General features: G+C 41.7%; 21 protein-coding genes and 2 pseudogenes. 14 read left to right on the plus strand and 9 right to left on the minus strand.

Annotated features, from left to right (window positions below):
* The first annotated feature begins 74 nt into the window (after positions 1-74).
* Together queF and ACFX4L_RS08155 are read left to right on the plus strand one after the other, a co-directional pair.
* Complete coding sequence (queF, locus tag ACFX4L_RS08150; RefSeq protein WP_061461394.1) at positions 75-575, plus strand: preQ(1) synthase; 501 nt, start codon at positions 75-77, stop codon at positions 573-575.
* A 203-nt stretch (positions 576-778) separates the two neighbouring features.
* Positions 779-2,125, plus strand: a complete 1,347-nt coding sequence (locus ACFX4L_RS08155; RefSeq protein ID WP_377384519.1) for an aspartate kinase — start codon at positions 779-781, stop codon at positions 2,123-2,125.
* Between the two features lie 458 nt (positions 2,126-2,583).
* On the opposite strand, the pseudogene ACFX4L_RS08160 reads toward ACFX4L_RS08155, so the two are convergent.
* Positions 2,584-2,745: pseudogene (locus ACFX4L_RS08160) on the minus strand (ABC transporter ATP-binding protein); the annotation flags it as partial.
* A gap of 41 nt (positions 2,746-2,786) precedes the next feature.
* Between ACFX4L_RS08160 and ACFX4L_RS08165 the strand changes: the two are divergent.
* On the plus strand, positions 2,787-3,116 hold the full coding sequence (locus ACFX4L_RS08165; protein WP_377404676.1) for a GHKL domain-containing protein: 330 nt from the start codon (positions 2,787-2,789) through the stop codon (positions 3,114-3,116).
* A 107-nt stretch (positions 3,117-3,223) separates the two neighbouring features.
* Here the strand turns inward: ACFX4L_RS08165 and ACFX4L_RS08170 are convergent, their stop codons facing one another.
* A complete protein-coding gene (locus tag ACFX4L_RS08170) occupies positions 3,224-3,784 on the minus strand; it encodes a nitroreductase family protein (RefSeq protein ID WP_377404679.1) in 561 nt (186 codons plus the stop codon).
* A 445-nt stretch (positions 3,785-4,229) separates the two neighbouring features.
* Here ACFX4L_RS08170 and ACFX4L_RS08175 point away from each other — a divergent pair, with 445 nt between their 5' ends.
* Complete coding sequence (locus ACFX4L_RS08175; RefSeq protein ID WP_377384525.1) at positions 4,230-5,978, plus strand: ABC transporter ATP-binding protein; 1,749 nt, start codon at positions 4,230-4,232, stop codon at positions 5,976-5,978.
* The gene (locus ACFX4L_RS08180; protein WP_377404682.1) at positions 5,953-7,743 is read left to right on the plus strand and encodes an ABC transporter ATP-binding protein; all 1,791 of its coding nucleotides are present in this window, start codon (positions 5,953-5,955) and stop codon (positions 7,741-7,743) included. Before ACFX4L_RS08175 ends, ACFX4L_RS08180 begins: the two co-directional genes overlap by 26 nt.
* A gap of 337 nt (positions 7,744-8,080) precedes the next feature.
* On the opposite strand, the gene ACFX4L_RS08185 is transcribed toward ACFX4L_RS08180, so the two are convergent.
* Positions 8,081-8,395: a hypothetical protein gene (locus tag ACFX4L_RS08185; protein WP_377404685.1), complete on the minus strand. Its 315-nt coding sequence runs from the start codon at positions 8,393-8,395 to the stop codon at positions 8,081-8,083.
* Positions 8,396-8,634: 239 nt separating this feature from the next.
* Here ACFX4L_RS08185 and ACFX4L_RS08190 point away from each other — a divergent pair.
* From ACFX4L_RS08190 to ACFX4L_RS08225, 8 genes and pseudogenes are all read left to right on the plus strand, one after another.
* Positions 8,635-8,996: pseudogene (locus tag ACFX4L_RS08190) on the plus strand (lysostaphin resistance A-like protein).
* A gap of 205 nt (positions 8,997-9,201) precedes the next feature.
* Complete coding sequence (locus ACFX4L_RS08195; RefSeq protein WP_377384531.1) at positions 9,202-11,256, plus strand: carbon starvation CstA family protein; 2,055 nt, start codon at positions 9,202-9,204, stop codon at positions 11,254-11,256.
* 13 nt (positions 11,257-11,269) lie between these two features.
* Positions 11,270-11,473 (plus strand): YbdD/YjiX family protein, encoded by a 204-nt coding sequence (locus ACFX4L_RS08200; protein WP_089362581.1) that lies wholly within the window; start codon positions 11,270-11,272, stop codon positions 11,471-11,473.
* Between the two features lie 260 nt (positions 11,474-11,733).
* Positions 11,734-12,948 carry an ammonium transporter gene (locus ACFX4L_RS08205; protein ID WP_284471902.1) on the plus strand — a complete coding sequence of 405 codons (1,215 nt, stop codon included), beginning with the start codon at positions 11,734-11,736 and terminating at the stop codon, positions 12,946-12,948.
* A gap of 15 nt (positions 12,949-12,963) precedes the next feature.
* Positions 12,964-13,326 carry a P-II family nitrogen regulator gene (locus ACFX4L_RS08210; RefSeq protein WP_061461417.1) on the plus strand — a complete coding sequence of 121 codons (363 nt, stop codon included), beginning with the start codon at positions 12,964-12,966 and terminating at the stop codon, positions 13,324-13,326.
* A 512-nt stretch (positions 13,327-13,838) separates the two neighbouring features.
* On the plus strand, positions 13,839-14,489 hold the full coding sequence (locus ACFX4L_RS08215; protein ID WP_125163285.1) for a LytTR family DNA-binding domain-containing protein: 651 nt from the start codon (positions 13,839-13,841) through the stop codon (positions 14,487-14,489).
* A 131-nt stretch (positions 14,490-14,620) separates the two neighbouring features.
* Positions 14,621-16,147: a succinyl-CoA:acetate CoA-transferase ScpC gene (scpC, locus tag ACFX4L_RS08220; RefSeq protein ID WP_061461424.1), complete on the plus strand. Its 1,527-nt coding sequence runs from the start codon at positions 14,621-14,623 to the stop codon at positions 16,145-16,147.
* A 405-nt stretch (positions 16,148-16,552) separates the two neighbouring features.
* Positions 16,553-17,659, plus strand: a complete 1,107-nt coding sequence (locus tag ACFX4L_RS08225) for an AI-2E family transporter (protein ID WP_061461426.1) — start codon at positions 16,553-16,555, stop codon at positions 17,657-17,659.
* Positions 17,660-17,723: 64 nt separating this feature from the next.
* Here the strand turns inward: ACFX4L_RS08225 and ACFX4L_RS08230 are convergent, their stop codons facing one another.
* The 5 genes from ACFX4L_RS08230 to ACFX4L_RS08250 all read right to left on the minus strand — a co-directional run bounded on the left by ACFX4L_RS08230 (position 17,724) and on the right by ACFX4L_RS08250 (position 23,936).
* The gene (locus ACFX4L_RS08230) at positions 17,724-19,142 is read right to left on the minus strand and encodes an NAD-dependent succinate-semialdehyde dehydrogenase (RefSeq protein WP_284471901.1); all 1,419 of its coding nucleotides are present in this window, start codon (positions 19,140-19,142) and stop codon (positions 17,724-17,726) included.
* Between the two features lie 217 nt (positions 19,143-19,359).
* Positions 19,360-20,628, minus strand: coding sequence for a dicarboxylate/amino acid:cation symporter (locus ACFX4L_RS08235; protein ID WP_217899803.1), 1,269 nt, complete (start codon positions 20,626-20,628; stop codon positions 19,360-19,362).
* 219 nt (positions 20,629-20,847) lie between these two features.
* On the minus strand, positions 20,848-21,768 hold the full coding sequence (locus tag ACFX4L_RS08240; protein ID WP_377404688.1) for a ketopantoate reductase family protein: 921 nt from the start codon (positions 21,766-21,768) through the stop codon (positions 20,848-20,850).
* Positions 21,769-21,914: 146 nt separating this feature from the next.
* Positions 21,915-22,475 carry a 3D domain-containing protein gene (locus ACFX4L_RS08245; protein ID WP_377384538.1) on the minus strand — a complete coding sequence of 187 codons (561 nt, stop codon included), beginning with the start codon at positions 22,473-22,475 and terminating at the stop codon, positions 21,915-21,917.
* A 396-nt stretch (positions 22,476-22,871) separates the two neighbouring features.
* Positions 22,872-23,936 (minus strand): M20 family metallopeptidase, encoded by a 1,065-nt coding sequence (locus ACFX4L_RS08250; protein WP_089362589.1) that lies wholly within the window; start codon positions 23,934-23,936, stop codon positions 22,872-22,874.
* Between the two features lie 163 nt (positions 23,937-24,099).
* Here ACFX4L_RS08250 and ACFX4L_RS08255 point away from each other — a divergent pair, with 163 nt between their 5' ends.
* A complete protein-coding gene (locus tag ACFX4L_RS08255; protein WP_377404691.1) occupies positions 24,100-24,606 on the plus strand; it encodes a general stress protein in 507 nt (168 codons plus the stop codon).
* Positions 24,607-24,656: 50 nt separating this feature from the next.
* Here ACFX4L_RS08255 and ACFX4L_RS08260 read toward each other — a convergent pair whose 3' ends face one another.
* Entirely contained in the window at positions 24,657-25,604 is a 948-nt protein-coding gene (locus ACFX4L_RS08260; protein WP_377404703.1) for a methyl-accepting chemotaxis protein, read from the minus strand.
* Positions 25,605-25,607: the final 3 nt, after the last annotated feature.

Below are 25,607 nucleotides of genomic sequence, written 5' to 3' on the forward strand. Positions count from 1 at the left end.
GAGATATGGTTTTTGTTATATAGAGGCCCATTTTATGAATCTCCCCTGACAAACGTGGATGAGGAGGACTTTTTATGTCTGGAAGAAAAGAAGAAGAATTAAAAAAAGATATCACACTGCTTGGGAATCAAGGGACAAAATATACATTTGACTATGCGCCTGAAATTCTGGAATCATTCGATAACAAGCATCCGAACCGGGATTATTTCGTCAAATTCAATTGCCCGGAATTCACTAGCTTATGTCCAATAACGGGCCAGCCGGACTTTGCGACCATTTACATCAGCTATATTCCAAGTGTGAAGATGGTGGAAAGCAAGTCATTGAAACTTTATTTATTCAGCTTCCGTAATCATGGTGATTTCCATGAAGACTGCATGAACATCATCATGAATGATTTAATCGAGTTAATGGATCCCAAATATATTGAAGTCTGGGGCAAGTTTACACCTAGGGGCGGAATTTCCATCGATCCTTACACAAATTATGGTAAACCAGGTACGAAGTATGAGGAAATGGCGGATTACCGCTTGATGAATCATGACTTATACCCGGAAACGGTGGATAATCGCTAATGATTAGAAAAAGACAACTGGCTTATGCCGTTGTCTTTTTTTGGGTTTTTGTTATTCTCATTCAGTAAACTCACTATTTTGTATTTTTTAAAAACACAAATGTCCTCCTGAAACGGAATTACCACTTGATTGTTTCGTGAAAAAACGTAATAATAGGAAGAGTTAATTTTGACAGAATATTTTCAAAAATAGGGGATGTCGTGATGAAAGTTGCAAAGTTTGGCGGAAGTTCACTTGCGTCAGGAGAACAGTTGAAAAAGGTATTCGAAATTGTAGTTGCTGATCCAGAGAGGAAGATTGTTGTCGTTTCGGCTCCAGGGAAACGCAATTCAAATGATATAAAGGTGACGGATCTATTGATTGAGGCTGCGGAACAGCAGCTGCGCGGGGATAACGGAGAGCATTTGATAGAAGATGTGGTATCCCGCTATGCGAGCATTGCTGAAGAGCTGGATATATCCGAGGAGGTCATCACTGGGATTCATGGAAATCTAAAAGCACTGTTGCATGGAGACCAATCTAACCCGAAGCGCTATTTGGATGCTTTAATGGCCAGTGGCGAGGATAATAATGCGAAGCTGGTTGCAGGTTATTTTCAAAGCCGTGGTGTAGAGGCTCAGTATATAAATCCAAAGAAGGCTGGCTTGATCGTAACGGATGAAGATGGATTTACCCAGGTGATGCCAGAATCGTATGATCGGTTATATGCTCTACGTGATGAGCCAGGAATCGTAGTATTCCCAGGGTTCTTCGGATACACGTTAGATGGTGAGGTTTTAACATTCTCAAGAAGCGGTTCCGATATTACGGGTTCGATTCTTGCGAATGGGGTCAAAGCCGATTTGTATGAGAACTTTACGGACGTGGATGCCGTTTATGCGGTGAATCCAAATGTGGTTTCCAATCCGAAGGGAATCAGGGAATTAACCTATCGTGAAATGCGGGAGCTTTCTTATGCCGGTTTCTCGGTATTTCATGATGAGGCGTTGATTCCTGCATTCCGTGCGGGAATACCAGTCCATATACAAAATACAAACAATCCGGCTGCACAAGGGACCCGCATTGTAAGTTCACGGGATAATACGAATGGGCCGGTTATTGGGATTGCAAGTGATAAAGGATTTTGCAGTATTTACATTAGCAAATATTTGATGAACCGGGAAGTTGGTTTTGGTCGGAAACTGCTGCATATCCTTGAAGATTACGGAGTTTCGTATGAGCATATTCCATCAGGCATCGATGATGTGACACTTATTCTAAGGCAGGACCAGATGGAGGGTGAAACCGAGAAGAAAATCATTTCACGAATCAAGAAAGAGCTACATGCCGATGAGGTGAATGTGGAGCATGATCTTGCTTTGATCATGATTGTAGGTGAAGGAATGCGTCATAATGTCGGTACAACGGCAAGGGCGTCAAAAGCGCTGGCCGAAGCAAAGGTGAACATTGAAATGATCAACCAAGGCTCTTCGGAAGTAAGCATGATGTTCGGTGTGAAAGGGCACAGTGAAGAGACGGCCATTCAGGCCTTATATCACGAATTTTTTTGAGTAAGAGCGTTTAGGGACCTCCTTGAAAAGGGAGGTTTTTTTGGATATGAATTGTCCCCGCCAATAATAAGTTGAATTCCATGATTGTGAAAAACGAATGATGGAAAACAATTAAGTTCGAGTGAATAAAAGACGCGCCGAGGGTAGCGCGTCATGTTTAGTTCAGGACCCATTTGTCCTTTAAGAATAATATCCTTGAGACAGTAAAGAAGAGGATGATCGAGACAATGAGGGAGCTGGCTGTCAGGAAGATATTCTGAATATCAATCACACCATATATCAATTCTTTAAAGAGTGCGAAGATGTTTAAAATCGGCAGCAGGAAGTGCTTGTTTGTTAACTCATGTAAACCTGTGCCTCCTAAAAACAATGTCGGCAAAATGACGAGCATAGTAATGGGCGATAAATAGTTTTGTGATTCCTTTACAGTTTTCGAAATGATGCTTGCGGATATGATTCCCCCTTACAAGTTTGGACATGAAAATATAATTTAGATCACGGCTGTTCTCTTCTATATAAAGCGATTCCAGCTTCCCTTTATAAATCAGTTCCCCTTTATGCATCATTGTTACAGAGTCACAGAGCAATGTTACTTCTTCCATGATATGGCTTGAAAAAAGACGTTCCCCTCTCATCTTTGCCTTTAAAGGATCATGACGTTGTGGCACTGATAGGGAATGTCCTCGCAAATGCGATAGAAGCTGCTGCATCATGGCAGGAGGAAAGAAGGGAGATAGCCCAAATTACGCTCCATTTTTATAAGCGGAGTGGTATGTACCTATTATCATGCAGTAACAGTTGTCTGCCAGTACCTAATCCCATTCTGGACGGACTGTTTGAAAAATACGGTCAAACCACGAAATGGGGGCAGCATGATGGGATGGGTACGAAAATCATCGCTAATATCGTGAAAAAACATCAAGGATATTTGGATTTCACCTATAAAAGTGAAGAATTCAACTTAAAAATTAAGGTGCCGGCTATTAAATAATCATCTTTAAGGGGTTATTATAAGTGAAAAACAACATTTGCCTGCGTTTTGCTCTTAAATATAAAAGGAAAGCCTCCAAATAGAAGATTGGAGGCTTTCCTTTTATATCAGTCCATAATTGTCAGGAGTTGATCGATAGCGTTCCTTGGCCGCGGGGAAGGGATCATATCGGGATAGCCGACGTGAAGGCTGCCGACGATCTTCTCTCCGGGTTTCACGCCTAAAGCTTCACGAAACTCGATGCTGTGTATCATGCCGTATTTTTCCCATATCAGCCCGATTCCTTGTTCCCAGGCAAGCAGGCTGAAATTCTGGATCAAGGCACTTGTAGCCGCATAATCTTCTTCACGTGTCATAGGATTCGGATTCTCTTCCATGATCACCGCGACAAACATCGGTACATCTATAAGCTTATTATATCCTCGCTGTCCGGCTGCTTCTTTCTTTTCCGGGTCCTTCTCTTTGCCTGCCATGAAAGCACGGGTTGCCTCTGCGAGTTTTAATCGGCTATCACCATGCACCACGACAAAGCGCCATGGTTGGGTAAGTTTATGGTTCGGTGCCCATGTCGAAGTTTCCAATAGTGATCGGATGATATCAATAGGAACAGGAATGTCCTTAAATCGTTTGATGCTGCGCCGTTCTTTAATGATATCTTCAAGTTTCATGATCATCCTGCTCCTTTATATAAGTAAGTTTGTTAGTTTTTTAAAAAAATAATCCCCGGCTGCCTAATATGCTTCCAACGTGAATAAATACTTGAATAAAGAGGGGGCAATATTCCAGTGAACTGCATTCGCTAATGAGCATATAATTTTTACTAGGCACAGAGAAGCCGGGGCGACATTGTATCTATGTACAATATCAAAAAGGTACGATATGAGATTATCGTAATTGTTTATCAAATTTCAGAGATTGATAATGAAATTGAAAATCATTATCAATTAGAATTTTCGCCTACTTCCTGTTATTTGTCAAGGGTATTTATTAAAAAAATCAAGTTATTTACCAATCCTTTAAATCAGTTAAAATCTTTTAAATAATCTGTATAAAAATGTATAATGAGAGGTGAAAAGATGCTATCTACATATGAAGAATCGAAGGGTGTCATAGATGAAAAAACTGGCCTCATTTCTTAAGCCATACTGGCTCTTGATCATTCTTGCTTTATTCTTGATGATTGTTGAGCTTGGTGTAGAACTGTTACAACCTCTATTTATTGCTAAAATAATTGATGATGGCATTTTACAGAAAGATTTATCGGTAGTGATTAAATGGGGAAGTGTCATGGTTGGACTTTCCATTTTTTCATTTATTGGCGGGATCGTTAATTCCTTTACAGCATCACATGTAAGTCAGAGCTTTGGGCATGATGTAAGAAAAAGCCTTTTTGGTAAGATACAGGCGTTTTCTTTTGCGAATTTGAATAATATCCCGACTTCATCGTTGATTACAAGGATGACGAATGATGTGACCCAGCTTCAAAATACGGTTTTCATGGGCCTTCGTATCATGGCAAGGGCGCCTTTGATAGTAATCGGGGGGGCGATAATGGCGATTGCGGTCGATTTGAAACTCTCCCTTGTTTTGGTCATTTCGATTCCGGTTCTTGTTTTCTTCCTGGGATGGGTTATGAAACGAGCGGCTAAGCTGTTTAAGCTCGTACAGAAAAAGCTCGATAATGTCAATGGGGTCATGAGGGAAAACCTGACAGGCATGCGCTTGATCAAGGCCTTTCTTCGTAAGGAGCATGAAATCGGACGGTTTGACGATGCGAATGACGGGTTGAAAAGAAAGACTGTGACTTCCCTTCGTTTAATTGAAACGACCATGCCTGTTCTGATGCTGGTCATGAATGTGGCGATTCTGATCATTCTTTGGCTTGGAAGCGAATTTATTACAACGGGAGATATACAGGTAGGGGAAGTTGTGGCGATTGTCAACTATGCCACAAGGATTGCGGCATCACTTTCCGTTTTTTCATGGCTGATCACGGTCATTTCCCGTGCAAAGGCTTCAGCGGAACGTGTGACGGAAATATTTGAAACCCCGATAGATATTGATGAAGGCAAAATTGAAAGCAAGAGTGATACCGTCAAAGGGGGAGGCATCAAGTTTCTAGATGTATCTTTCCGCTATCCTGGAACAGATGCACCGGTATTGAAAAACTTGAACTTCTCTATCGATCCGGGAGAATCGCTTGCCATCATAGGAGCAACAGGATCAGGGAAAACATCCTTGTTTCAGCTGATTCCGAGATTATACGAAGTTGAGAGCGGATCCATTCTAATAGATGACCAGAATGTGAAAGATATTCCCTTGAATTCGCTGCGGAAAAGGATCGGCTATGTACCGCAAGAAGCCTTGCTTTTTTCAGGAACCATAAAAAATAATGTTGCATGGGGAAAAGAAGGGGCCTCGATGGGGGAAATCATGGCAGCTGCCATGGATGCTCAGGTTCATGAGACCGTAATGAAACTCCCAAAACAATATGAGACGCAGTTAGGGCAAAAAGGGGTGAATCTGTCCGGAGGGCAAAAACAACGGTTATCGATTGCGAGGGCATTAGTGCGCAGACCGAAGATTCTCCTTCTGGATGACAGTACGAGTGCGCTGGATTTGAAAACGGAAAGTAAATTGCTCGCCGCTTTAAAGACCTATACATGTACAACACTCATCATTACACAAAAAATCAGTACAGCCATTGAGGCGGACAAGATCTTGTTGCTGGAAAATGGCCAAGTGCTTGCGCTGGGGAAACATCAGGATTTGATTCAAACAAGTGATCTTTATCGAAAAATCGTTCACTCACAGTTTGGGGAGGAGGGGATTTCTCTTGAGTCGAAGAATATCTCCCGATAAGAAAAAGGCAAAACCAGTCAACTCATGGAATACGATAAAAAGGATCATCCCCTACTTAGCAACGAATAAAAGCCTGCTATTTTGTGTCCTTTTCATGGTACTGATAAGCTCGGTTTTGGGATTGCTTGGCCCATTTCTTGTAGGGATGGCCATCGATGATTATATTGTCACAAAGGATAGCGGGGGGCTGATTAGTCTTCTTATCGGGCTTCTCGGAGTCTATATATTCTATTCACTATCCATGTGGCTTCAGAATTATTGGATGATCGGAATCGCGCAGGATACGGTTTATGAGATGCGCAATCAATTGTTCAAAAAGCTTCACCAGCTGTCCATTACCTTTTTTGACCGGCGTCAGCATGGGGAATTGATGAGTAGGGTCACGAATGATATAGAAAATGTCAGTTCCACTTTGAATAGTTCCGTCATCCAGATTTTCTCAAGTGTGCTGACACTGGTCGGGACGATCGGAGTGATGCTGTATTTAAGCCCTTTATTAACTGTTTTAACCTTATTCATCGTTCCTCTTATGTTTTTTGGGCTGAGGTGGATAACGAACAGGACGGGCAAGCTTTTTAAGGAACAGCAGAAGAACCTTGGAGAATTGAATGGGTTTATAGAAGAAACAATTTCGGGGCAACGGATTGTAAAGGCTTTTTCGCAGGAAGATAAAGTGATCCGTGACTTTATCACCCGGAGTGAAAACTTAAAGAAAGCCGGATTCCTATCACAATCATACTCTGGGCTGATTCCAAAACTGATGAATTTACTGAACAACTTAAGTTTTACTATAATAGCCGCTGTCGGCGGTTTTTTGGCGCTGAGTGGCATAGGAACAGTTTCCATCGGGGTCATTGTCATTTTCACCGAGTATTCAAGGCAATTCACCCGCCCGCTCAATGACCTGGCTAATCAATTCAATACACTCCTATCGGCCGTTGCCGGTGCGGAGCGGGTGTTCGCCATACTTGATGAAAAAGAAGAAGAAGTAGATGAGAAACAAGCCTCTGAACTTCAGGATGTATGTGGTGAGGTGAATTTTGAAGGTGTTTCCTTTTCGTACAATGATGACGGTCAAACGATATATGATGTCAGTTTCCATGCAGAAAAAGGGGAGACCATCGCGCTTGTAGGACCCACTGGGGCCGGTAAGACTACGATCATTAATCTTCTTGCGCGTTTTTACGAGCCGAACAGCGGCCGGATCTTGATCGATGGACAGAATATCCAGCAGGTGAAGAGGTCCAGTCTCCGCGAGCATATGGGCTTTGTATTGCAGGATTCCTTTTTGTTTCAAGGTACGATTCGTGAAAATATCCGCTACGGTCGGCTGGGGGCGGGCGATGTAGAAGTGATGGATGCAGCCAAGCTTGCCAATGCGCATTCCTTTATCATGAAGCTGCCAGACCGATATGATACCATCTTGAATCAGGATGGCAGTGGAATCAGTCAGGGACAGCGCCAGCTTTTATCGATTGCCAGGGCTATTTTAGCCGATCCTGTTCTATTGATTTTGGATGAGGCGACAAGCAGTATAGATACGATTACCGAGCTGAAAATCCAGGAAGCATTACATCGTTTGATGGAGGGAAGGACAAGTTTTGTCATTGCCCATCGATTGAATACGATTCAGCAAAGTGATCAAATCCTGGTGCTTGATGAAGGAAGGATCATTGAAAAGGGATCACATGATGAATTACTGCGGCAAAGGGGTCCTTATTACGAACTCTATCGCAGTTCATTAAAGGGAAATCAGACCGGATGAAGAAAAAAATGTGTGCCGTCGGGCGCACATTTTTTGTGTTGGTCACAAAACCTTATACTTTGAACTTGCATTCCGTTTCATTTAAAGAGGCGACTGCCTCCTCTAAAAATAAGGATTTCTTCCTTACCGGATATAAACCTGCCGAGTAAGAGTCAGCTGCGGATTTACGAACTTCTCAGAATTTCTCCTCTAGATCTTTGTTTCCTTCGAAAATCAACTCGGATAAAAGCGGGCAATCTTCAGCAATCAGCCTTCCTTCCTCGGATTCGGCAGGAAATCCTATTTTGATGGTTAATTCAATGCGTTTTATTAGGTTGATCCATTGTTTCGATATTATCTATTTCCATCTTAGGTAGTTTGTCCAAGGTTTTCCGTTCTTCTTGCTGAATAATTGATCACGATTATGTTCTTTTCTGTTGATTAGCGGCAGCAGCAGCTCCCAATCGAGATCTCCTTCGACTTCTATGCTATTTAACAAGGTTTGGATGTTCTTAAGAGTGTTTTCAGGTTCCCTTATGTTTGATATTGTCTGATGTTGTTGATGAAGGAGCAATTCTTTGAAGGCCTTTTTATCCAACACGGTCTTTATATCAGGAATTAGGGAAGGAGTATGGATGTTGGGGTTATCATGTTTCATTGTGCCTGTTTTCATTGAATTCTTGCTGAGAGAGCAGTTCGATTCATTTTTTCGGAATGGTTTATATGCAGGAACGACCATGTGCTTCATTATGGCCATCGTTTTTATGTTAGGGTTTTTTTGTATGCTTGAGGCCATGTAGTTTATCTTGGAAGGAAGTGGGGGTTCGCCGATTTGCGGCGTCTTACTGGGGGCCGATAGCAGGTTGGACCATTGTATTGATATTTAGCAGTATTATGGTGCTTGCCCTGATGATGGCCGTAGGGGGAACGTATGAAAATGAAAAAACGGAAAGTGTGAAACAGAATGTCACAGTCTTTAATTTCTTCATAGGCTTCATTTCTGCTGCCATCATTTCTCCCGTTTATGAGGAAATCCTTTATCGAGGATTCATATACCGTTGGATTAGAGTCCGAACGGGAAAGAGCTGGGGAATGTTCATCAGCTCCTTCCTTTTCATGGTCGTTCATATCCCTGCTTATAATACATTAATGATCAATTTTATAAGCGGGTTGGTATTTGCTTGGTATACGAAAAGACAGGGTCCATCTGGCCATCTGTTTTGATTCATGGATTATTTAACGGACTGGCGGTGATATTGACGTTCTTAGAGTGAAATAACCAATACAGAAAAAAAGGAAATTATCGACAAAATAATGGAAAATACTTTACAAATCGCCTGTTTTGCTATTGCTAAAAAACATTATAATGACATATAATTCTGAATATACGTAAAATTCTTTAAATTAAATGGATTATAGCCTAACTCCATATGAAATGAAGATTTTTTATAGTAAACCATTGAGAGGGGATGGTAAAAAATGAAAGCGTTTAAGTCGGTCATTCTTTGGGGAATCATATCTGCGGTGGGGGCGGTGAGTTTTGGTTTCGTCGCATTAAACCGGGGGGAAAGCATCAATGCCATGTGGATTGTCACTGCAGCACTCTGTGTTTATTCAATTGCATATCGCTTTTATAGTAAATTCATTGCACAGAAAGTGTTTGAGCTAGATGATAATCGCCAGACTCCATCGGAAGCGAATAATGATGGGAAGGACTACGTGCCTACAAATAAGTGGGTGTTGTTTGGCCACCATTTCGCAGCAATTGCCGGAGCTGGCCCTCTTGTTGGCCCCATCCTTGCAGCGCAGATGGGGTATTTGCCAGGGACACTATGGCTTGTAGTCGGAGTTGTATTAGCTGGTGCCGTTCAAGATTTCGTTATTCTCTTCGGTTCGATGCGCCGTAACGGTAAATCATTGGGAGAGATGATCAAAGAGGAAATCGGACCGATTACAGGTTTGATTGCGATGATCGGAATCCTCGGCATCATGGTAATCTTATTAGCGGTACTTGCCCTGGTTGTCGTAAAAGCGTTGGTGGGCAGCCCATGGGGTATGTTCACGATTGCCTCGACCATACCGATTGCAGTCCTCATGGGCATCTACATGCGCTATATAAGGCCCGGTCGTGTTGGAGAAGGTTCCATTATTGGCATTATACTATTGATGCTTGCGTTATTTTTCGGCCGCTTTGTATCCGAAAGTGCTACATTGGCGCCAATGTTCACATTTGATGGAGAAACGATCGCCATCATGCTGATTGTATACGGATTCGTTGCCTCCGTTTTGCCGGTATGGATGTTATTGGCACCACGTGATTACTTAAGCACATTCTTGAAAATCGGCACGATCATAGGACTTGCGCTTGGTATTTTCATTGTCATGCCGAGCCTTGAAATGCCTGCCGTCACTCAATTCATTGATGGAACAGGACCCGTTTTTTCAGGGAATTTATTCCCATTCTTATTCATAACGATCGCTTGTGGAGCGGTGTCGGGGTTCCATGCTCTCGTTTCATCGGGAACGACTCCGAAAATGATTGAACGTGAATCACATTCACGTCCAATCGGATACGGGGCGATGTTGACTGAGTCCTTTGTAGCCATCATGGCGATGATAGCAGCCTGTGTACTGACGCCAGGGATCTATTTTGCCATTAACAGCCCGGGCGCCGTTGTGGGAACGGAGCCGGCTCAAGTGGCGGCTACGATATCCGATTGGGGTTTCATTTTGACACCTGAAATGATTACCGGCCTTGCAGATGATGTTGGGGAAGAGACCATCTTATCCCGCACTGGTGGAGCGCCAACCTTTGCAATCGGTATGGCCCATATCTTCTCACAAGTGATTGGTGGAGCGTCCCTGATGGCGTTCTGGTATCATTTCGCGATCCTATTCGAGGCATTGTTCATATTGACCACCATTGATGCGGGAACCAGGGTAGGGCGTTTTATGATACAGGATATTATCGGCACCTTTTACAAGCCATTTGCCGAAACGAATAAATGGCTACCTAATATTATTGCGACTGCCATTTGTGTAATCGGTTGGGGGTATTTCCTATATCAAGGGGTCATTGATCCTCTTGGCGGAATCAATACCCTTTGGCCATTGTTTGGAATTGCGAACCAGATGCTTTCCGCCATTGCGTTGCTGCTTGGGACGACAGTCCTTTTCAAAATGGGCAAAAAAGCGTATACATGGGTCACTCTTGTGCCAACTACATTCTTATTGATAGTGACCATGACGGCTGGATGGCAAAAGCTTTTCCACGAAAACCCGGCGATTGGCTTTTTGGCACATAAGGATAAATTTAAAGCGGCCTATGATAATGGGGAAATTCTCGCTCCGGCAGCAAATCTATCTGAGATGAAACGGGTTATCGTCAATGATTATGTGGATGCTGCCCTATGTGCCATCTTCATGATCGTTGTGATCACTGTCCTGATTTCTGCCATTAAGTTATGGATAAAGGTCTTGAAGAACGAGAAAATAGATTTACATGAATCACCTTATGTATCGAGGTCATCATAAGGGAGGGAAGGAAATGTTGAAAAGATTAGTTAAGATTCTCAGCTACAGAAAGCAGTTCGTCAGTTTGCTTGTCGGCGTTCCGAGTTATGATACTTATGTGGCACATATGAGAGTGCACCATCCTGAAGATCCTGTGAAAACCAGGAAAGAATTTTTCTGCGAAGCCCAGGATGAACGCTATAACGCAAAGGGTGGGAAAGTGTCTCGTTGCTGTTAACTGAATATTTTTTTGAAGGGCCCTCAATAGGAGGGCCTTTTTTATTTGAATCTATGAACCCGGACATGAGTAGAGGGAGAAATATAACGACGATAGAATCCTGGTCCTTTATTCAAAACTTATGTTATTTAACCTAACATTATTAGTATGAAACATTAAAAAATAAGTTGAATTATTAGAAAATTAAGTTTATGATAAAAAATATAACATTTGAATGTTAATAAACATAACATATACAAAAACAAGGGGGAAAAAACAGTATGCAAATGGCAGATTCAGTATTCATGTTTTTGGCGACGATGATGGTTTGGTTAATGACACCAGGGATTGCCCTATTTTATGGAGGGATGGTAAAAAGTAAAAATGTCCTGAATACGGCAATGCATAGTTACATGCCACTTGCTGTCATTTCGATTCTTTGGGTGCTGATTGGATATTCTTTATCATTTTCACCTGGTAATACATTTCTGGGCGGTCTGGACTGGGTTGGCTTAAATGATGTAGGCTTTGCACCTGGACCATACAGCAAAACAATTCCTCATAGTTTGTTCATGTTATTCCAAATGACATTTGCCGTTTTAACAGTATCGATCATTGCAGGTGGCATTGCTGAGCGGATGAAGTTTTCAGCATTCTTGATTTTTACGATCCTTTGGTCTTTATTCGTATACGCTCCTGTTGCTCACTGGGTATGGGGAGGCGGCTGGTTAGCAGAGCTTGGTACTCTTGATTTTGCAGGTGGCAACGTTGTTCATATTTCTTCGGGGGTTGCCGGTCTGGTTTTAGCGATTATGTTAGGTAAAAGGAAAGAGTCGGGGGACAGTGCACCACATAATCTTCCTTTAACATTCCTGGGTGGATCATTAATATGGTTCGGTTGGTACGGCTTCAACGTCGGAAGCGCACTGACAATCAATGAAGTGGCGATGAACGTATTCGTTAATACAGCTGTTGCAGCAGCTGCTGGTATCGTTGGCTGGCTGATCGTTGAGTATATGGCTAATAAAAAGGCGACATTGCTGGGGGCAGTATCCGGAGCTATTTCTGGGTTGGTTGCCATTACACCGGCTTGCGGATTTGTAACGCCTGCATCATCCATCATCATCGGGGTCATAGGCGGCGCCGTTTGTTTTTGGGGCGTATTCTTCTTGAAGAATAAACTGGGCTATGACGATGCTCTTGATGCTTTCGGATTACATGGGATCGGTGGAACATGGGGTGGCATCGCTACAGGTTTATTCGCGACCACTTCCGTCAATGAAAGCGGGGCAAACGGTTTATTCTATGGAGATTTCAACCTATTGTGGAAGCAGCTCATAGCGATCGTTGTAACTTATATTTTCGTTGCCGTGGTCACATATATCATCGCTAAAGCCATTAACCTTTTCGTTCCGTTACGTGTCAGTGAAGAAGATGAGTACATGGGGCTTGACCTTACACTTCATGGAGAAAAAGCCTATCACGAATCAATTTAAAAGGGGGTTGATCATATGTCCGAGGTTTTAACGAAAATAGAAATCATTACACGTCCCATTAAATTTGAACAATTCAAAACGGAACTAGCCAAAATAGGGGTAAGCGGAATGACTGTTTCGGAAGTAAAAGGAACGGGTCTTCAGAAAAGTTATGTGGAAACATATAGAGGCAGAAATCGTGAAATGTCATTACATGACCGAATGAAGATTGAAATCGTCGTGTGTGAAGTTCCAGTTCAGGATGTTGTGGATGTAGCAAGGAAATTCTTGAGTACCGGTAAACCAGGTGACGGAAAAATCTTCATTTATGAATTGGCGAATGTTGTGAATATCCGTACCGGAAAAGAAGGCCATGATGCGTTAAAGAATGAGATTTGATGCAGTGACTCAATCGACCAAATGTGCCGGATCCAATAAAAAAAAGAAAGGGAGCTGAAAATGGGGAGACTGGTCCGAATTGTTAATGCAAAAAAACAGAAGATCGTTAATACGCTCATTTCAGAGGATGTATATCAACCTGATGACCGACCCTTTTTATTGGAATTACCATTAAAAAATTTAGAAGAAATTTTATCACTTCGAATAAAGTCCTCGTTTCAAGATCCCCGATTTAAAAAATAACCTTTTAGCCGTTTCCTTATGAAGGAGAACGGCTTTTTTATGCATCCCCCATGGAAATCGAGGAGCTTTCCAACTATAATAGATAAAAGGACATAAATTTAAATCCAATTTTTTTGCCTTTTTTGATACTTTTCGCTTAGTTAATTCGTTTTTTCTTTAATTTGCGAAAAGTGAATTCGAAAAAATGTAAGTCCTCCAAAAATTATTCGCGAATGCCCTGTTTAATGATGGGGAAATTATTAATATGTTCTTTTAAGAGGTGAAGGGAAATGGATCAATTTACGGTCGAATCCGTTTTAAATATCATCAGGGAGTTTGTTCCGAAGGATGCTTCAATTTCTGTGGCTGATTCCAAAAAATACATTTATTATCAACCGAGCAAACAAGTTGACCTAAGAATAAAACCGGGTGATTTAATTAGTGAAAACACGGCGACATATAAAGCTCTGAGTGTCCGTAAAAAAATAGGGGTGCAAGTTGAAAGTAATGTTTTTGGCGTACCCTACTATGGGCTGAGTGTACCTATCATGGACGAGGGCAATCCTTTAGGGGCGGTAACAGCCATTTTGCCTTCAAAGCCATTAATTTTACCGACATCATTCTTGACCATTAAAACAGATGAACGCTGGATACCGCTACCTTATGATGAAATTATGTATTTGGAAGCTCAAAATAGGAAAACTAAAATTCAGTCCGAACGTGTGAGTGGATTTCATAAAATGAACTTAAGTGAATTGGAATACATTTTACCTAGTGATTTATTCATTCGTGTGCATCGTTCGTACATCGTCAATATTAACTATATACAGGAAATCCTTCCTGATTTTCATTCTACATTTTTACTAATAATGAAGGACAATTCCAAAATCCAAGTAAGTCAAACATATGCAAGTCAATTCAGAAGGGCTTTAGGATTTTAGTGTTACTCCTTTGTGTGAAATAAATGCTGGTTTATGCTCCATTTAAGGCTTTTCATTCGGAAATGAATGTAACTATTACACTGGCTTGGTAAAATTAAGTGTAAGAAAAGCGAAAAATGGGGGTCTTTTGTATGAACGAAAGCGTTTTCAAAAAAATTCGCAACGAACAATTTAAGGGGAAAGTAGTTACAGCGGAAGAAGCAGCTTCATGGATTAAAGATGGGATGAAACTCGGTATGAGTGGATTTACCCGTGCTGGTGATGCTAAAGTTATTCCAATGGCTCTGGTTGAAAGAGCTAAAACTGAAAAATTCAAAGTTGATGTTTATACTGGTGCTTCTTTAGGACCTGAAGTCGACCAACATATGGCGGAAGCTGGTATCATTAACAAACGCTTACCGTTCCAAGCGGACAAAGGCATTCGTAATAAAATCAATGCTGATGAAGTCACATATGTGGATCAGCATTTATCTCATACAGCTGAACAAGTCCGTCAAGGCATTGTCGGACCTATAGATTTTGCAATCATCGAAGCACTGGCGATTACAGAAGAAGGGTTAATCATCCCGACAACTTCTGTAGGTAACTCAGCCATATTCGTTCAAGAAGCTAAACATGTAATCATTGAATTGAACGTATCCCATCCAGAAGGATTGGAAGGGTTGCATGATATATATACACCAGCTAAACAAGGGGAACGCGAACCGATTCCTATGACTAGCGTAAGCGATCGTCTAGGTTCGATCGGTATTCAGGTTGACCCTGAAAAGGTAATGGGGGTCGTCGTTTCTACAGATCTTGATGCACCTTCTACAATCGTGCCGCCGGATGAAGAAACTGCAACCATCGCAAACCACCTTATTAACTTCCTTCGTGAAGAAATCAAGGCTGGTCGTTTAACTGAAAGCCTGGCTCCGCTTCAATCAGGTGTAGGATCAGTGGCAAATGCAGTATTCGCGGGCTTCCTTGATTCTGAATTTAAAGATTTGGAAGTGTATTCAGAAGTGCTGCAAGATGCGGTATTCGATTTAATCGATGCTGGAAAAGTTAAATTCGCTTCAGGTTGTTCGATTACATTAGCTGAAGAAAAAGGAAAACAGGTTTACGGTGAACTTGAGAAGTACCGTGATAAACTTGTTCTTCGTCCACAAGAAATATCTAACCACCCTGAGATCATCCGCCGTCTTGGTTTGATTTCAATCAATACAGCGTTAGAGTGTGATATCTACGGTAATGTAAACTCAACACATGTTTCTGGGACAAGAATGATGAATGGAATTGGTGGATCAGGAGATTTTGCCCGCAACTCACGCTTAGGTATTTTCGTAACGAAATCATATGCAAAAGGCGGCAATATTTCCAGTATCGTTCCTTTCGTTTCTCATGTGGATCACACTGAACATGATGTGGATGTATTAGTGACAGAGCAAGGGATCGCTGATTTACGCGGGTTGGCACCAAAAGAGCGCGTAGAGTTAATCATCGAAAACTGTGCGCATCCTGACTACCGTCCGCAGCTTCGTGCATACTTCACTGAAGCTGTTGCGCAAACTGGAGGACATCAAACTCCACATATTCTTGAAAAAGCATTCTCATGGCATACAAACCTAGCTAAAAACGGTACGATGCTTGAAGCAGTACTTCAAGATCAAAAATAAGAGTCAAAACCCCGCCATTACAGCGGGTTTTTTTATTTGGATTCGCCCTTGTTATTTATCCACTTTATGATATTTGTGGAAACCAATGAATCTTTCGTCAACTCCAATGGAATATTGAAAGGTAAATAGATTATTCTCCTGAGCAATTTGTATGGTGTTTCCAATTAGTTCTTTTTCCTTCAACTTATAACGGATTTAAAGTGTAAAATGAAGCTTAAACATCAAAAAGGTAGGGAATGGCGTCATTATGATTTTTTCTTTTATTTTTGTATATAATTATTCATTCAAGTTATGGAAATATGGTAAACTGCTAACAATGAAAGATTATCATCATAGGATTTTCCGAATTTATGATGTTGTTTCCTTAGGGAAGTTAAATAGAATGGTAATAGTGGAGGAGATAATTTGTTCAAGACCAAACTGCATTTTTGGACGTTAGAGTTATTACTATTGTCTTTACTTTTTTATGTTGGTACAAAGATTTCTTTTCTTTTCGAACCAATAGTTATTTTTACATCTACATTGTTCTTTCCCATCTTGATTTCAGGTTTTCTCTACTTTTTGTTCAACCCCACTGTTGATTTCCTGGTTAAAAGAAGAGTGCCAAGGGGATTGGCCATAGTATTGCTTTATGTATTTTTCCTAGGATTGGTTAGTTTGTTGGTCGGTCTGGTTGGCCCATCACTTTCCAAACAGGTTACGGATTTAATCAATAACCTTCCGGATTATTTCAATCAAGTTAGGAAGTTCATTGAAGATTCAGCAGAGTCAAAATGGTTTTTGTGGACGGTGGAACAAGATTATGTCCCTTTGCAAGAAGTAGGAGATTCGCTTCAAAAATATTTGACGAATTTACCGAGTAATATAACGAACAGTTTATCTTCTGTTTTTAGCGTAGTGACGAATATAACATTAGTGGTCGTAACGGTTCCTTTCATCTTATTTTATATGTTGAAGGATGGGGATAAGCTTCCAAGCTCCATCATGAAGTTCGTACCGGTTCGCTATAGAAAACCAGCTTTAACAGTACTTCAGGAAACTGGCGGGACGCTTACTACATATATACAAGGACAGATGCTTGTTTGCTTGTTTGTTGGGATTGGAACGTTCATTGGGTATTTAATCATTGGTTTGCCTTACGCGTTCTTATTTGCGCTGATTGGTGCAGTAACCAATATCATTCCATATGTAGGTCCGTTTATCGGAGTGGCTCCTGCGGTCATAGTGGCATTGATTCATTCACCGGCCGAAGCGTTATTGGTCATTCTTGTTGTAACGGTCATCCAGCAACTGGATGGTAATTTCATTTCACCGTTAGTCATCGGGAAAAAATTGAACACACATCCGCTTACCATCATCATCCTATTGCTCGTCGCCGGAAATATTGCCGGTATCATCGGTATGATTTTGGCTGTTCCTACTTATTCCGTTGTTAAAACGATTGTATTGAATATCGTAAAATTCATCAGGATCAGGAAAGAGGAAAAGCTTGAAGAGGATATATTGGAATGAAAAAACGGGTCCGACTCATTTGAGTCGGGCCCGTTTTCTTAGTGAAGGAACGAAAGCTTATTAATTACAAACCTAACGAAATATATTTTACTTCAAGGTATTCTTCGATGCCTTGGTGTCCACCTTCGCGGCCGAGCCCACTTTGCTTGAATCCGCCAAATGGAGCTTGTGGAACGGAAGGAAGTCCGTCGTTCAATCCTACAATACCGAATTCAAGTGCCTCGGTGAATTTGATGCCTTTGGTGATATTTTCAGTGAATACGTAAGCTGCCAAACCGAAGATGGAGTCATTTGCCCTTTTGATTGCCTCTTCATCGGTCTTGAAGGATGCAATTGGAGCTAGTGGACCGAATGTCTCTTCCTTCATGCAAAGCATGCTGTCATCAATGTTGGACAGTACGGTTGGTTGAAGAAAAAGGCCGCCGATTGATTTTCCGCCAGCTTCGAGCTTAGCTCCGCTGCTGATTGCTTCATCAATTTGTTTTTGAACCTTATCCACTGCATTTTGATCGATAAGCGGACCGATATCGATGCCATCTTCCAATCCGTTTCCTACTTTTAGTTCTTTGACCCTGGCAACGAGCTTTTCGATAAAGGCTTCCTGAATGGCTTCGTGGACATAAATGCGATTTGAACAGACGCATGTTTGTCCAGCGTTACGGAATTTTGAACTGATGATGCCATCAACCGCTTTATTAAGGTCGGCATCTTCAAGAACGATCGCGGGGGCATGACCTCCAAGTTCAAGCGAGATTTTCTTTACTGTGTCGGCTGAGCCCCTCATTAAGGTTTTACCGACTTCTGTAGACCCGGTGAACGTCAACTTACGGACCCTTGTATCTTGAAGCCAAGTTTCACCGATTTCTGATGATTTACCTGTCACGACATTGATGACTCCTTTTGGAATCCCAGCTTCTTCCGCTAATTCAGCCATTTTTAAAGCTGTTATGGGAGTCAGGTTTGCCGGTTTAATGACGACTGTGCAGCCGACGGCAAGGGCTGGTGCCACTTTTCTTGTAATCATGGCTGCTGGAAAGTTCCAAGGCGTAATGACAGCTACAACTCCTACAGGCTGTTTAGTCACGAAAAGCCGCTTATTGGACACGGAAGCAGGAATCGTTTCGCCGTAGACCCGTTTCCCTTCTTCGGCAAACCAAGATAAAAAGCCATTTGCATATGTCATTTCGCCAAGAGCCTCTTTAAAGGGCTTGCCTTGCTCTTCAGTCATGATTTTGGCAAGTTCTTCTTTATTATCATCAATCAATCGATGCCATTTCCAAATTAGTTCTGCACGTTCGTAAACTGAGAGTGCTGACCAATCCGTAAAGGCATCATAAGCGGCATCTGCAGCCTTGGCTGCTTCAGTCGCACCGCCTTTAGGAACGGTGGCAACTATTTCATCCGTTGCCGGGTTTTTCACTTCAATTTTATCCAACCCAAAATCCGACCACTCACCGTTAATAAATAATCCGTAATCCTTCATGATAAAACCTCCTATTTTGGTTAAATCCATCAAACTACTAAAAAACTTTTAACTTTATACCTTTACCTGTTACATAAAAGTATAAACACTTTCCGATGATACTGAAATTTATTTGATTGGCTATTTTTTTGAAACTCGACTATTCCTTGTAGAATGTGGAGGAGGAAGACATAAAAAAAGAGGTGCAAGTTGCACACCTCTACAATCATGGTTTCGATTATTTTTCCGATGAGACGGCCACTTCACCCATATCACCTGAGATGGCTTGATTTGGATTGAATTCACCTTCGGATTTAGAAATGACCACAGTAGCAACACTGTTACCGATTAGATTAGTGATTGCGCGTGCTTCAGACATGAAGCGGTCGACTCCAAGAAGTAGTGCCATTCCTTCAACCGGAATCATTGGGAAGGCAGCTAATGTTGCAGCAAGTGTAATGAAACCGGATCCCGTTACACCAGCAGCTCCTTTGGACGTTAACATCAAGATTCCCAGAAGGGTTAATTCCTGCCAGATGCTTAAATCGATACCATAGGCTTGGGCGATGAAAATCGCTGCCATGGATAAGTAAATGGATGTGCCATCAAGGTTAAAAGAGTAACCAGTTGGGACAACTAAACCGACTACGGATTTTGAACAACCGTATTTTTCGAGTTTTTTCATCACGCTTGGGAGGGCGGATTCCGACGAAGATGTACCTAAAACTAAGAGAATCTCTTCTTTTAAATAGGCAATGAACTTGAAAATATTAAAGCCGTAGATTTTTGCGATCGAACCAAGGATAAGAATGATGAATAGTGCCATGGTGATATATACGCTACCCATTAATTGTCCTAAGGAACTTAGTGAACTAAGACCGAACTTACCGATTGTGTAAGCCATTGCCCCAAAAGCCGCCAATGGAGATACTTTCATGATCATACTGACTATGCCGAAGAAAATATCAGCAATATGTTGAAGGAAGGAGACGACAGGTTGTACTTTTGGTCCCATCGCCGCCATTGATAATCCGAATAATACGGCAAAGAATAAAATTGGGAGTAAGTCCCCGCCAGCCATTGCAGCAACAGCATTATCAGGGATGATGTTAGAAATGAAGGCCATTGCGCCATGTTCCGTTTCGGAAGCGGCTGTTGTATATTGTGATACATCTCCGCCTTCGACTGAATCGATGTTGAAACCTTTGCCAGGTCCTAGCATATTAACTACGATAATTCCAATAGCAAGGGCGAAGGTGGTAACGATTTCAAAATAGAGCAGGGCCTTTCCGCCGATGCGGCCGACCTTCTTCATATCACCCATGCCGCCGATCCCGATAACAACGGTTAAGAAGATGATTGGTGCAATGACCATTTTTATCATTTTAATAAATAAATCAGCTAATATTTTCAGCTGTTCACCAAAAGCAGGGAAGAAGAAACCGACTGTTATACCCAATATGATACCGATGATGACCTGAACTGTTAGATTTTTTAATATTTTCAAGGTGCATTCTCCTTTGCTATATGATAGCGCTTTCTTAACTTGACTATAGTGTAACAGAAGGAAGAATCAGAATATTCTTTTGGTGATATTGTTCTTTTTGGTCTTTTTGGTCTTGTGGATTTCAAATGATGGGTAGAAGAGGAAATGATAGTGATTTAGGTCTCATGTATACCTAAGCAGCATAAAAAAATACCGGCGGAGCTCCGGTATTGAGGGAAATCAATTTTCAAATGGTTTTATGAGTGCATAAAGGGCTCCAATCACAGGAAGTTTCAAGCCGGCCTTGTCAGCAAGGCGCAGTGCGCCGCCCTGTAAATGTTCTACTTCGAGGGTTTGGCCCTTCCTTCGGTCCTGATGCATGGAAGAGGTTGATTCATCCGGTAAACCTGCCATGTTTTCCAAAGCCTGAGCAATATTCTGCCTGGTAATCCCAACGTCATAAGCGTTTGCAAGTTCCTTCATTTCAACAAGGACATTTTCCAGCAATCCATGGGTTTCCGGGAATCTCCGTATCGTGCCGATAGGGAGGTTGGAGGCGGTTGTTACACCCGAGAAAGCGGTGATGAACATGTATTTGATCCACATCCTGATTAATATGTTTTCCGTCCTGCTTACCTCCATGATAGCTGATCCGACCGCCTGTTCAAATTCATCACAAATCTTTTTCTGTGAAGGGTGAAGCGGGCCATAGATTAAATCGTGATTATCATTGGAGTGAATGACATGACCTTTTTCATCAAGGGTGGCAATGATGAAGGCACTTCCTCCCATGACGGCTTCATCGCCCAGTTCTTCTTGTAAAATGGATATATGCTCCAATCCATTCAAAAGCGGAAGGACCTTTGCGCCCTTTTCAACAAGGACCTTTAAATCTGTGAGGGTACCTTGCAGATGCTGGCCTTTTACGGCGAGAACCACAAGGTCAACCTTGTCTATATCGATTACATTTTCTGTGATATGCAGGTCGTTAAATTGATAGTTTCCATGTGGGCTTGATATGCTGATGCCGTTTTCTTTCAATTGTTCGGCACGTTTTTTTCGGACAAGGTATTGAACATGCTGACCAGCCTGCTGCAATCTGCCTCCAAAGTAAGAACCGAGTGCTCCGGCCCCTATAATGACAATATTCAAAGTGCACACCTCTCTTTTGGTTAAGATGTACTAATCATAACATTGACTGAATTTTCGGTAAATGTTTATCATTTAAGGGTAAACTAGCTGTTTTAAAGTGTGTAAATGGAAAAAACAAAAGACCAGCCTGAAAGATATCAGGCTGGCACTTATCATTATTTATAGACTTTTACTTTAACCGTTTTTCTGCCCCAATTCATTGCTTTTGAGTGAGAAGAGTAGAAGACGTCAATTTTATTTCCTTTGATTGCGCCGCCTTTATCTGCGGCAATGGCCTCCCCGTATCCTTCTACATGAACTTTAGTTCCTAGCGGAATGACCTTAGGGTCGACTGAGATTGCTTTTGCGTTAGGGTTTTTCTTTAAGTTAAGACCTGATGCTGTAATACCGCTGCAACCTTTGCAGTTCGCTGTGTAAGCTGTCGCATTGACGGTGATCGTTTTATATTTCTTGGATGATGTTGTTTTAGCTTTAGCTTTAGGTTTAGCAGAGGTCGAAGTTTTCTTAACCTTTAAAACTTGATTTGGATGGATGTTATCTTTTTTCAGGTTGTTCCAACCTTTGAGTTGATTGACTGTTATATTATGTTTATTGGCGATACCCCATAGTGTGTCGCCGCTTTTAACTTTGTATGTAGTAGTAGCAGCCGATGAAACTCCGGAAAAACTAAATACCAGCAAGAAAGCAGTGAATATTGGAAGTAGTATTTTTTTCAAAATGAATAGTCTCCTTTGTTTTAAATCGTAGACTTAGAATAACAGGTATATATGACAATAATGTTTCGGTGGAATAGTAATTGTGTTACAAAAACGTTTCCGTTGATAAATAAATGTAATGTAAACTAGGTCTAAAGGACTTGTCCATTAAATGGAAATGTATATTTATTATGTCAGTATGAGCGTTTTTTTTGTTTAATAATGTTGATATCATGGCATATTTTGTTTAATTATATAAAAAATGGTTGATTAATACTTAGTTTTAAAGTCCTGTATATTTTGTAAAAATACAACGCAATAATAGACAAATACCTGCTGTATATTTTAGTGAGAGAGGATTTTTAGGAAATGAAAAATCCGACATCTAATGATGCCGGATGTTAACATCCAAATGGATTAAGTTAAAGAAAATTCAGAAGCGAAATCGACTAGCATTTTTTGATATACTGCCACAGATTCAAGATTAACGCATTCCCTATCTCCATGCCAGTTCTCACCTTTAGGTCCGAATTCAATGGCTGGTATATTATATGCCGCAAAAAAGACGGTATCTGCGGAGCCATGTTGTCCAAAAATGACAGCATCTCGATGGGTGTTCTTTTCGATAATCGGGCGAAGCAGTGTGATGAATGGGTCTGACTCTTCTGTTTTTACAGGTTTACTGTACATATTAAGGTGGAGATTCTTTCCTGTCACACTTTCGATCTGAGCAATGATCTCTTCCATTGTTTGCGTAGGAAGATAGCGGATATCAAGACTGAGCAAACACGCATCCGGTACCTTATTGTAGACATCCCCACCTTTTATTTTTGCTAGGTTAATTGAAGGGGAAGAGTAAAGGGGGGTATGATCCCGGGTGAAAGGAAGTTCCTTTATTTTTTGATAGAGATCATAGGCCTTTTCGATTGCATTTACGCCTTCCCATGGTCGGCTTCCGTGTGCGGATTTGCCGGATACTTCAATATCGAGTCGAAGTGCACCCTTTGCCTGGAGACCGATTCCCAATTGTGTCGGTTCAGCGCATATTACGAAGTCCCCTCTGTAACCATGTTTCGCTAAATATCCAGAACAGTTCAACCCGCCAATTTCTTCATCTGATACAATCTGAAGCTGGATTTTCAAACCTAGGCCCTTATCTTTCAGTTCGGTAAATGCACACATCATCCCTGCAAGCCCAGCTTTCATATCGGCTGCCCCGCGTCCATATAAATTTCCTTCATGAACTTCAGGGAAAAATTGATCAGGCGTCCCGCTGACAACATCCACATGGCCATTCCAAATTACGGTTTTATCTCCGCTGCCAATCTCGCTAACAAGCATTTTATAACCGTTATTGACGATCACATTTACGGTAATTCCTTGTTTTTTAAGCCAGTTCGCACAGTATTCAACTGCTTCGTTGGCTCCTTCTTTCGATGAACTATCAATAGATACTAAATCCTTAAGTAACTCGATTAGCAAAAAGAAAACCCCCTAAAAATATGCATACTATTAGTATATATACCCTTTCTTAGTAAGGGTTAACTCAAAAATATTTTCTTGTTAAAAAACGTTTAACCTTTTCTTCCCGCGGGGTATGTAAAGGGGGAGCGACAATTTACATTCTTTAAGGAGGATGATAAATATGGATAAACGTATAATTGGTGTATATGAAACTGGAGAAGAAGCCATTAAGGCTGTTGAGTCATTGCAGGCACAAGGATATAACCGTGAAGATATTTCAGTAGTTGCGAAAGATAAAGAAGAATTAAAGACAGTGAATGAAGAAACGGGTACAAAGGTTGAAGAGGGACTTGCAGCCGGTGCGGCGACCGGAGGAATTTTGGGCGGTGCTGCCGGATTATTGGCAGGTGTGGGTGCACTGGCGATTCCGGGAATCGGACCGGTACTTGCAGCTGGGCCGCTTGCTGCCACATTAGCCGGAGCGGCTGTAGGTGCAGGTACTGGAGGATTGGCCGGTACATTAATCGGTATGGGCATACCTGAAGAAGAGGCGTATCGTTATGAAGCGGATGTTAAGGGTGGCAAGCTGCTTGTGTTAGTCGATTCGGATGCGAGTAAACCCAACTCTTCCTACTCAGGAATTACAGAGACCGATGAAACGCTAACGAACAGTAGAAGACCTCTTTAAATTGTAAGTTAAAAAAGGACGGATCCCGTTAGGGCCCGTCCTTTTTTTGATTAGAATGTAAATTTCCGTATTTCCTTGTGCATATCCTGGGATAGGGCATCCAATTCACTAGCCAGGGCATTTAATTGTTCCATGGAAGCATTCGTTTGTTCTACGGAAGCAGATACTTCTTCAGTTCCTGCCGCAGTTTCCTGGCTGATCGAGTTTAATTGTTCTGCATTACTCGCCATCCGTGTGACCTCGGATACCATTTCGTTCATCATCTTTTTTATTTCGTCAAAATTGCTGAATGTATTCGCGATAATGGATGCAATGTGACTGAAGGCATTTTCCGTATCCGTTACAGAAGTATCCTGAAGATGGATTTTTTGATTGACTTGGTCAATCAAATCAACGGTATTGGTTGTATCGGTTTGCATGGCTTGAATGATTTCCGAGATTTCCTTTAGTGAGTTTTTCGTCTGTTCGGCCAGTTTTTTCACTTCATCGGCAACAACTGCAAACCCTTTTCCATGTTCACCTGCCCTGGCTGCTTCGATGGCAGCATTCAGAGCGAGTAAATTAGTTTGTCCGGCAATTCCGCTTATGGTCTTTACAATCGCATTGATATCATTTGACCGTGCATCCAAAGATTTGAATGCCGTACTCATCTTGTTGGATATTATGGAAGTTTCATTGAATTGCCGTTTTAGGCCTTGCACTTGAGTGATTCCGTTTTCGGAAGCCTTGAAGATATTTTCGGATTCCGTGGCCATATTGCTCGCTTGCGCTTCAAGATCATTGATTTTGTCAGCCAAAAGCTTTACAGCCCTTTCGTTATTCTGCCCTACTTCAATTTGGTCGATGGCACCGGCCGCTATTTGTTCCATCGTCAGGGCCACCTCGTTAGCTGCCGCTGAATTCTCATCTGCACTAGCCACCAGTGTCATGGATGAATCGGATACTTTATCGGAAAGGTTGTTGACAACCCCTAACATATGGCTCATATTCCTGGTCATTAT

Source organism: Peribacillus sp. YIM B13482, assembly GCF_042787975.1.
GTDB lineage: Bacteria > Bacillota > Bacilli > Bacillales > DSM-1321 > Peribacillus > Peribacillus simplex_A.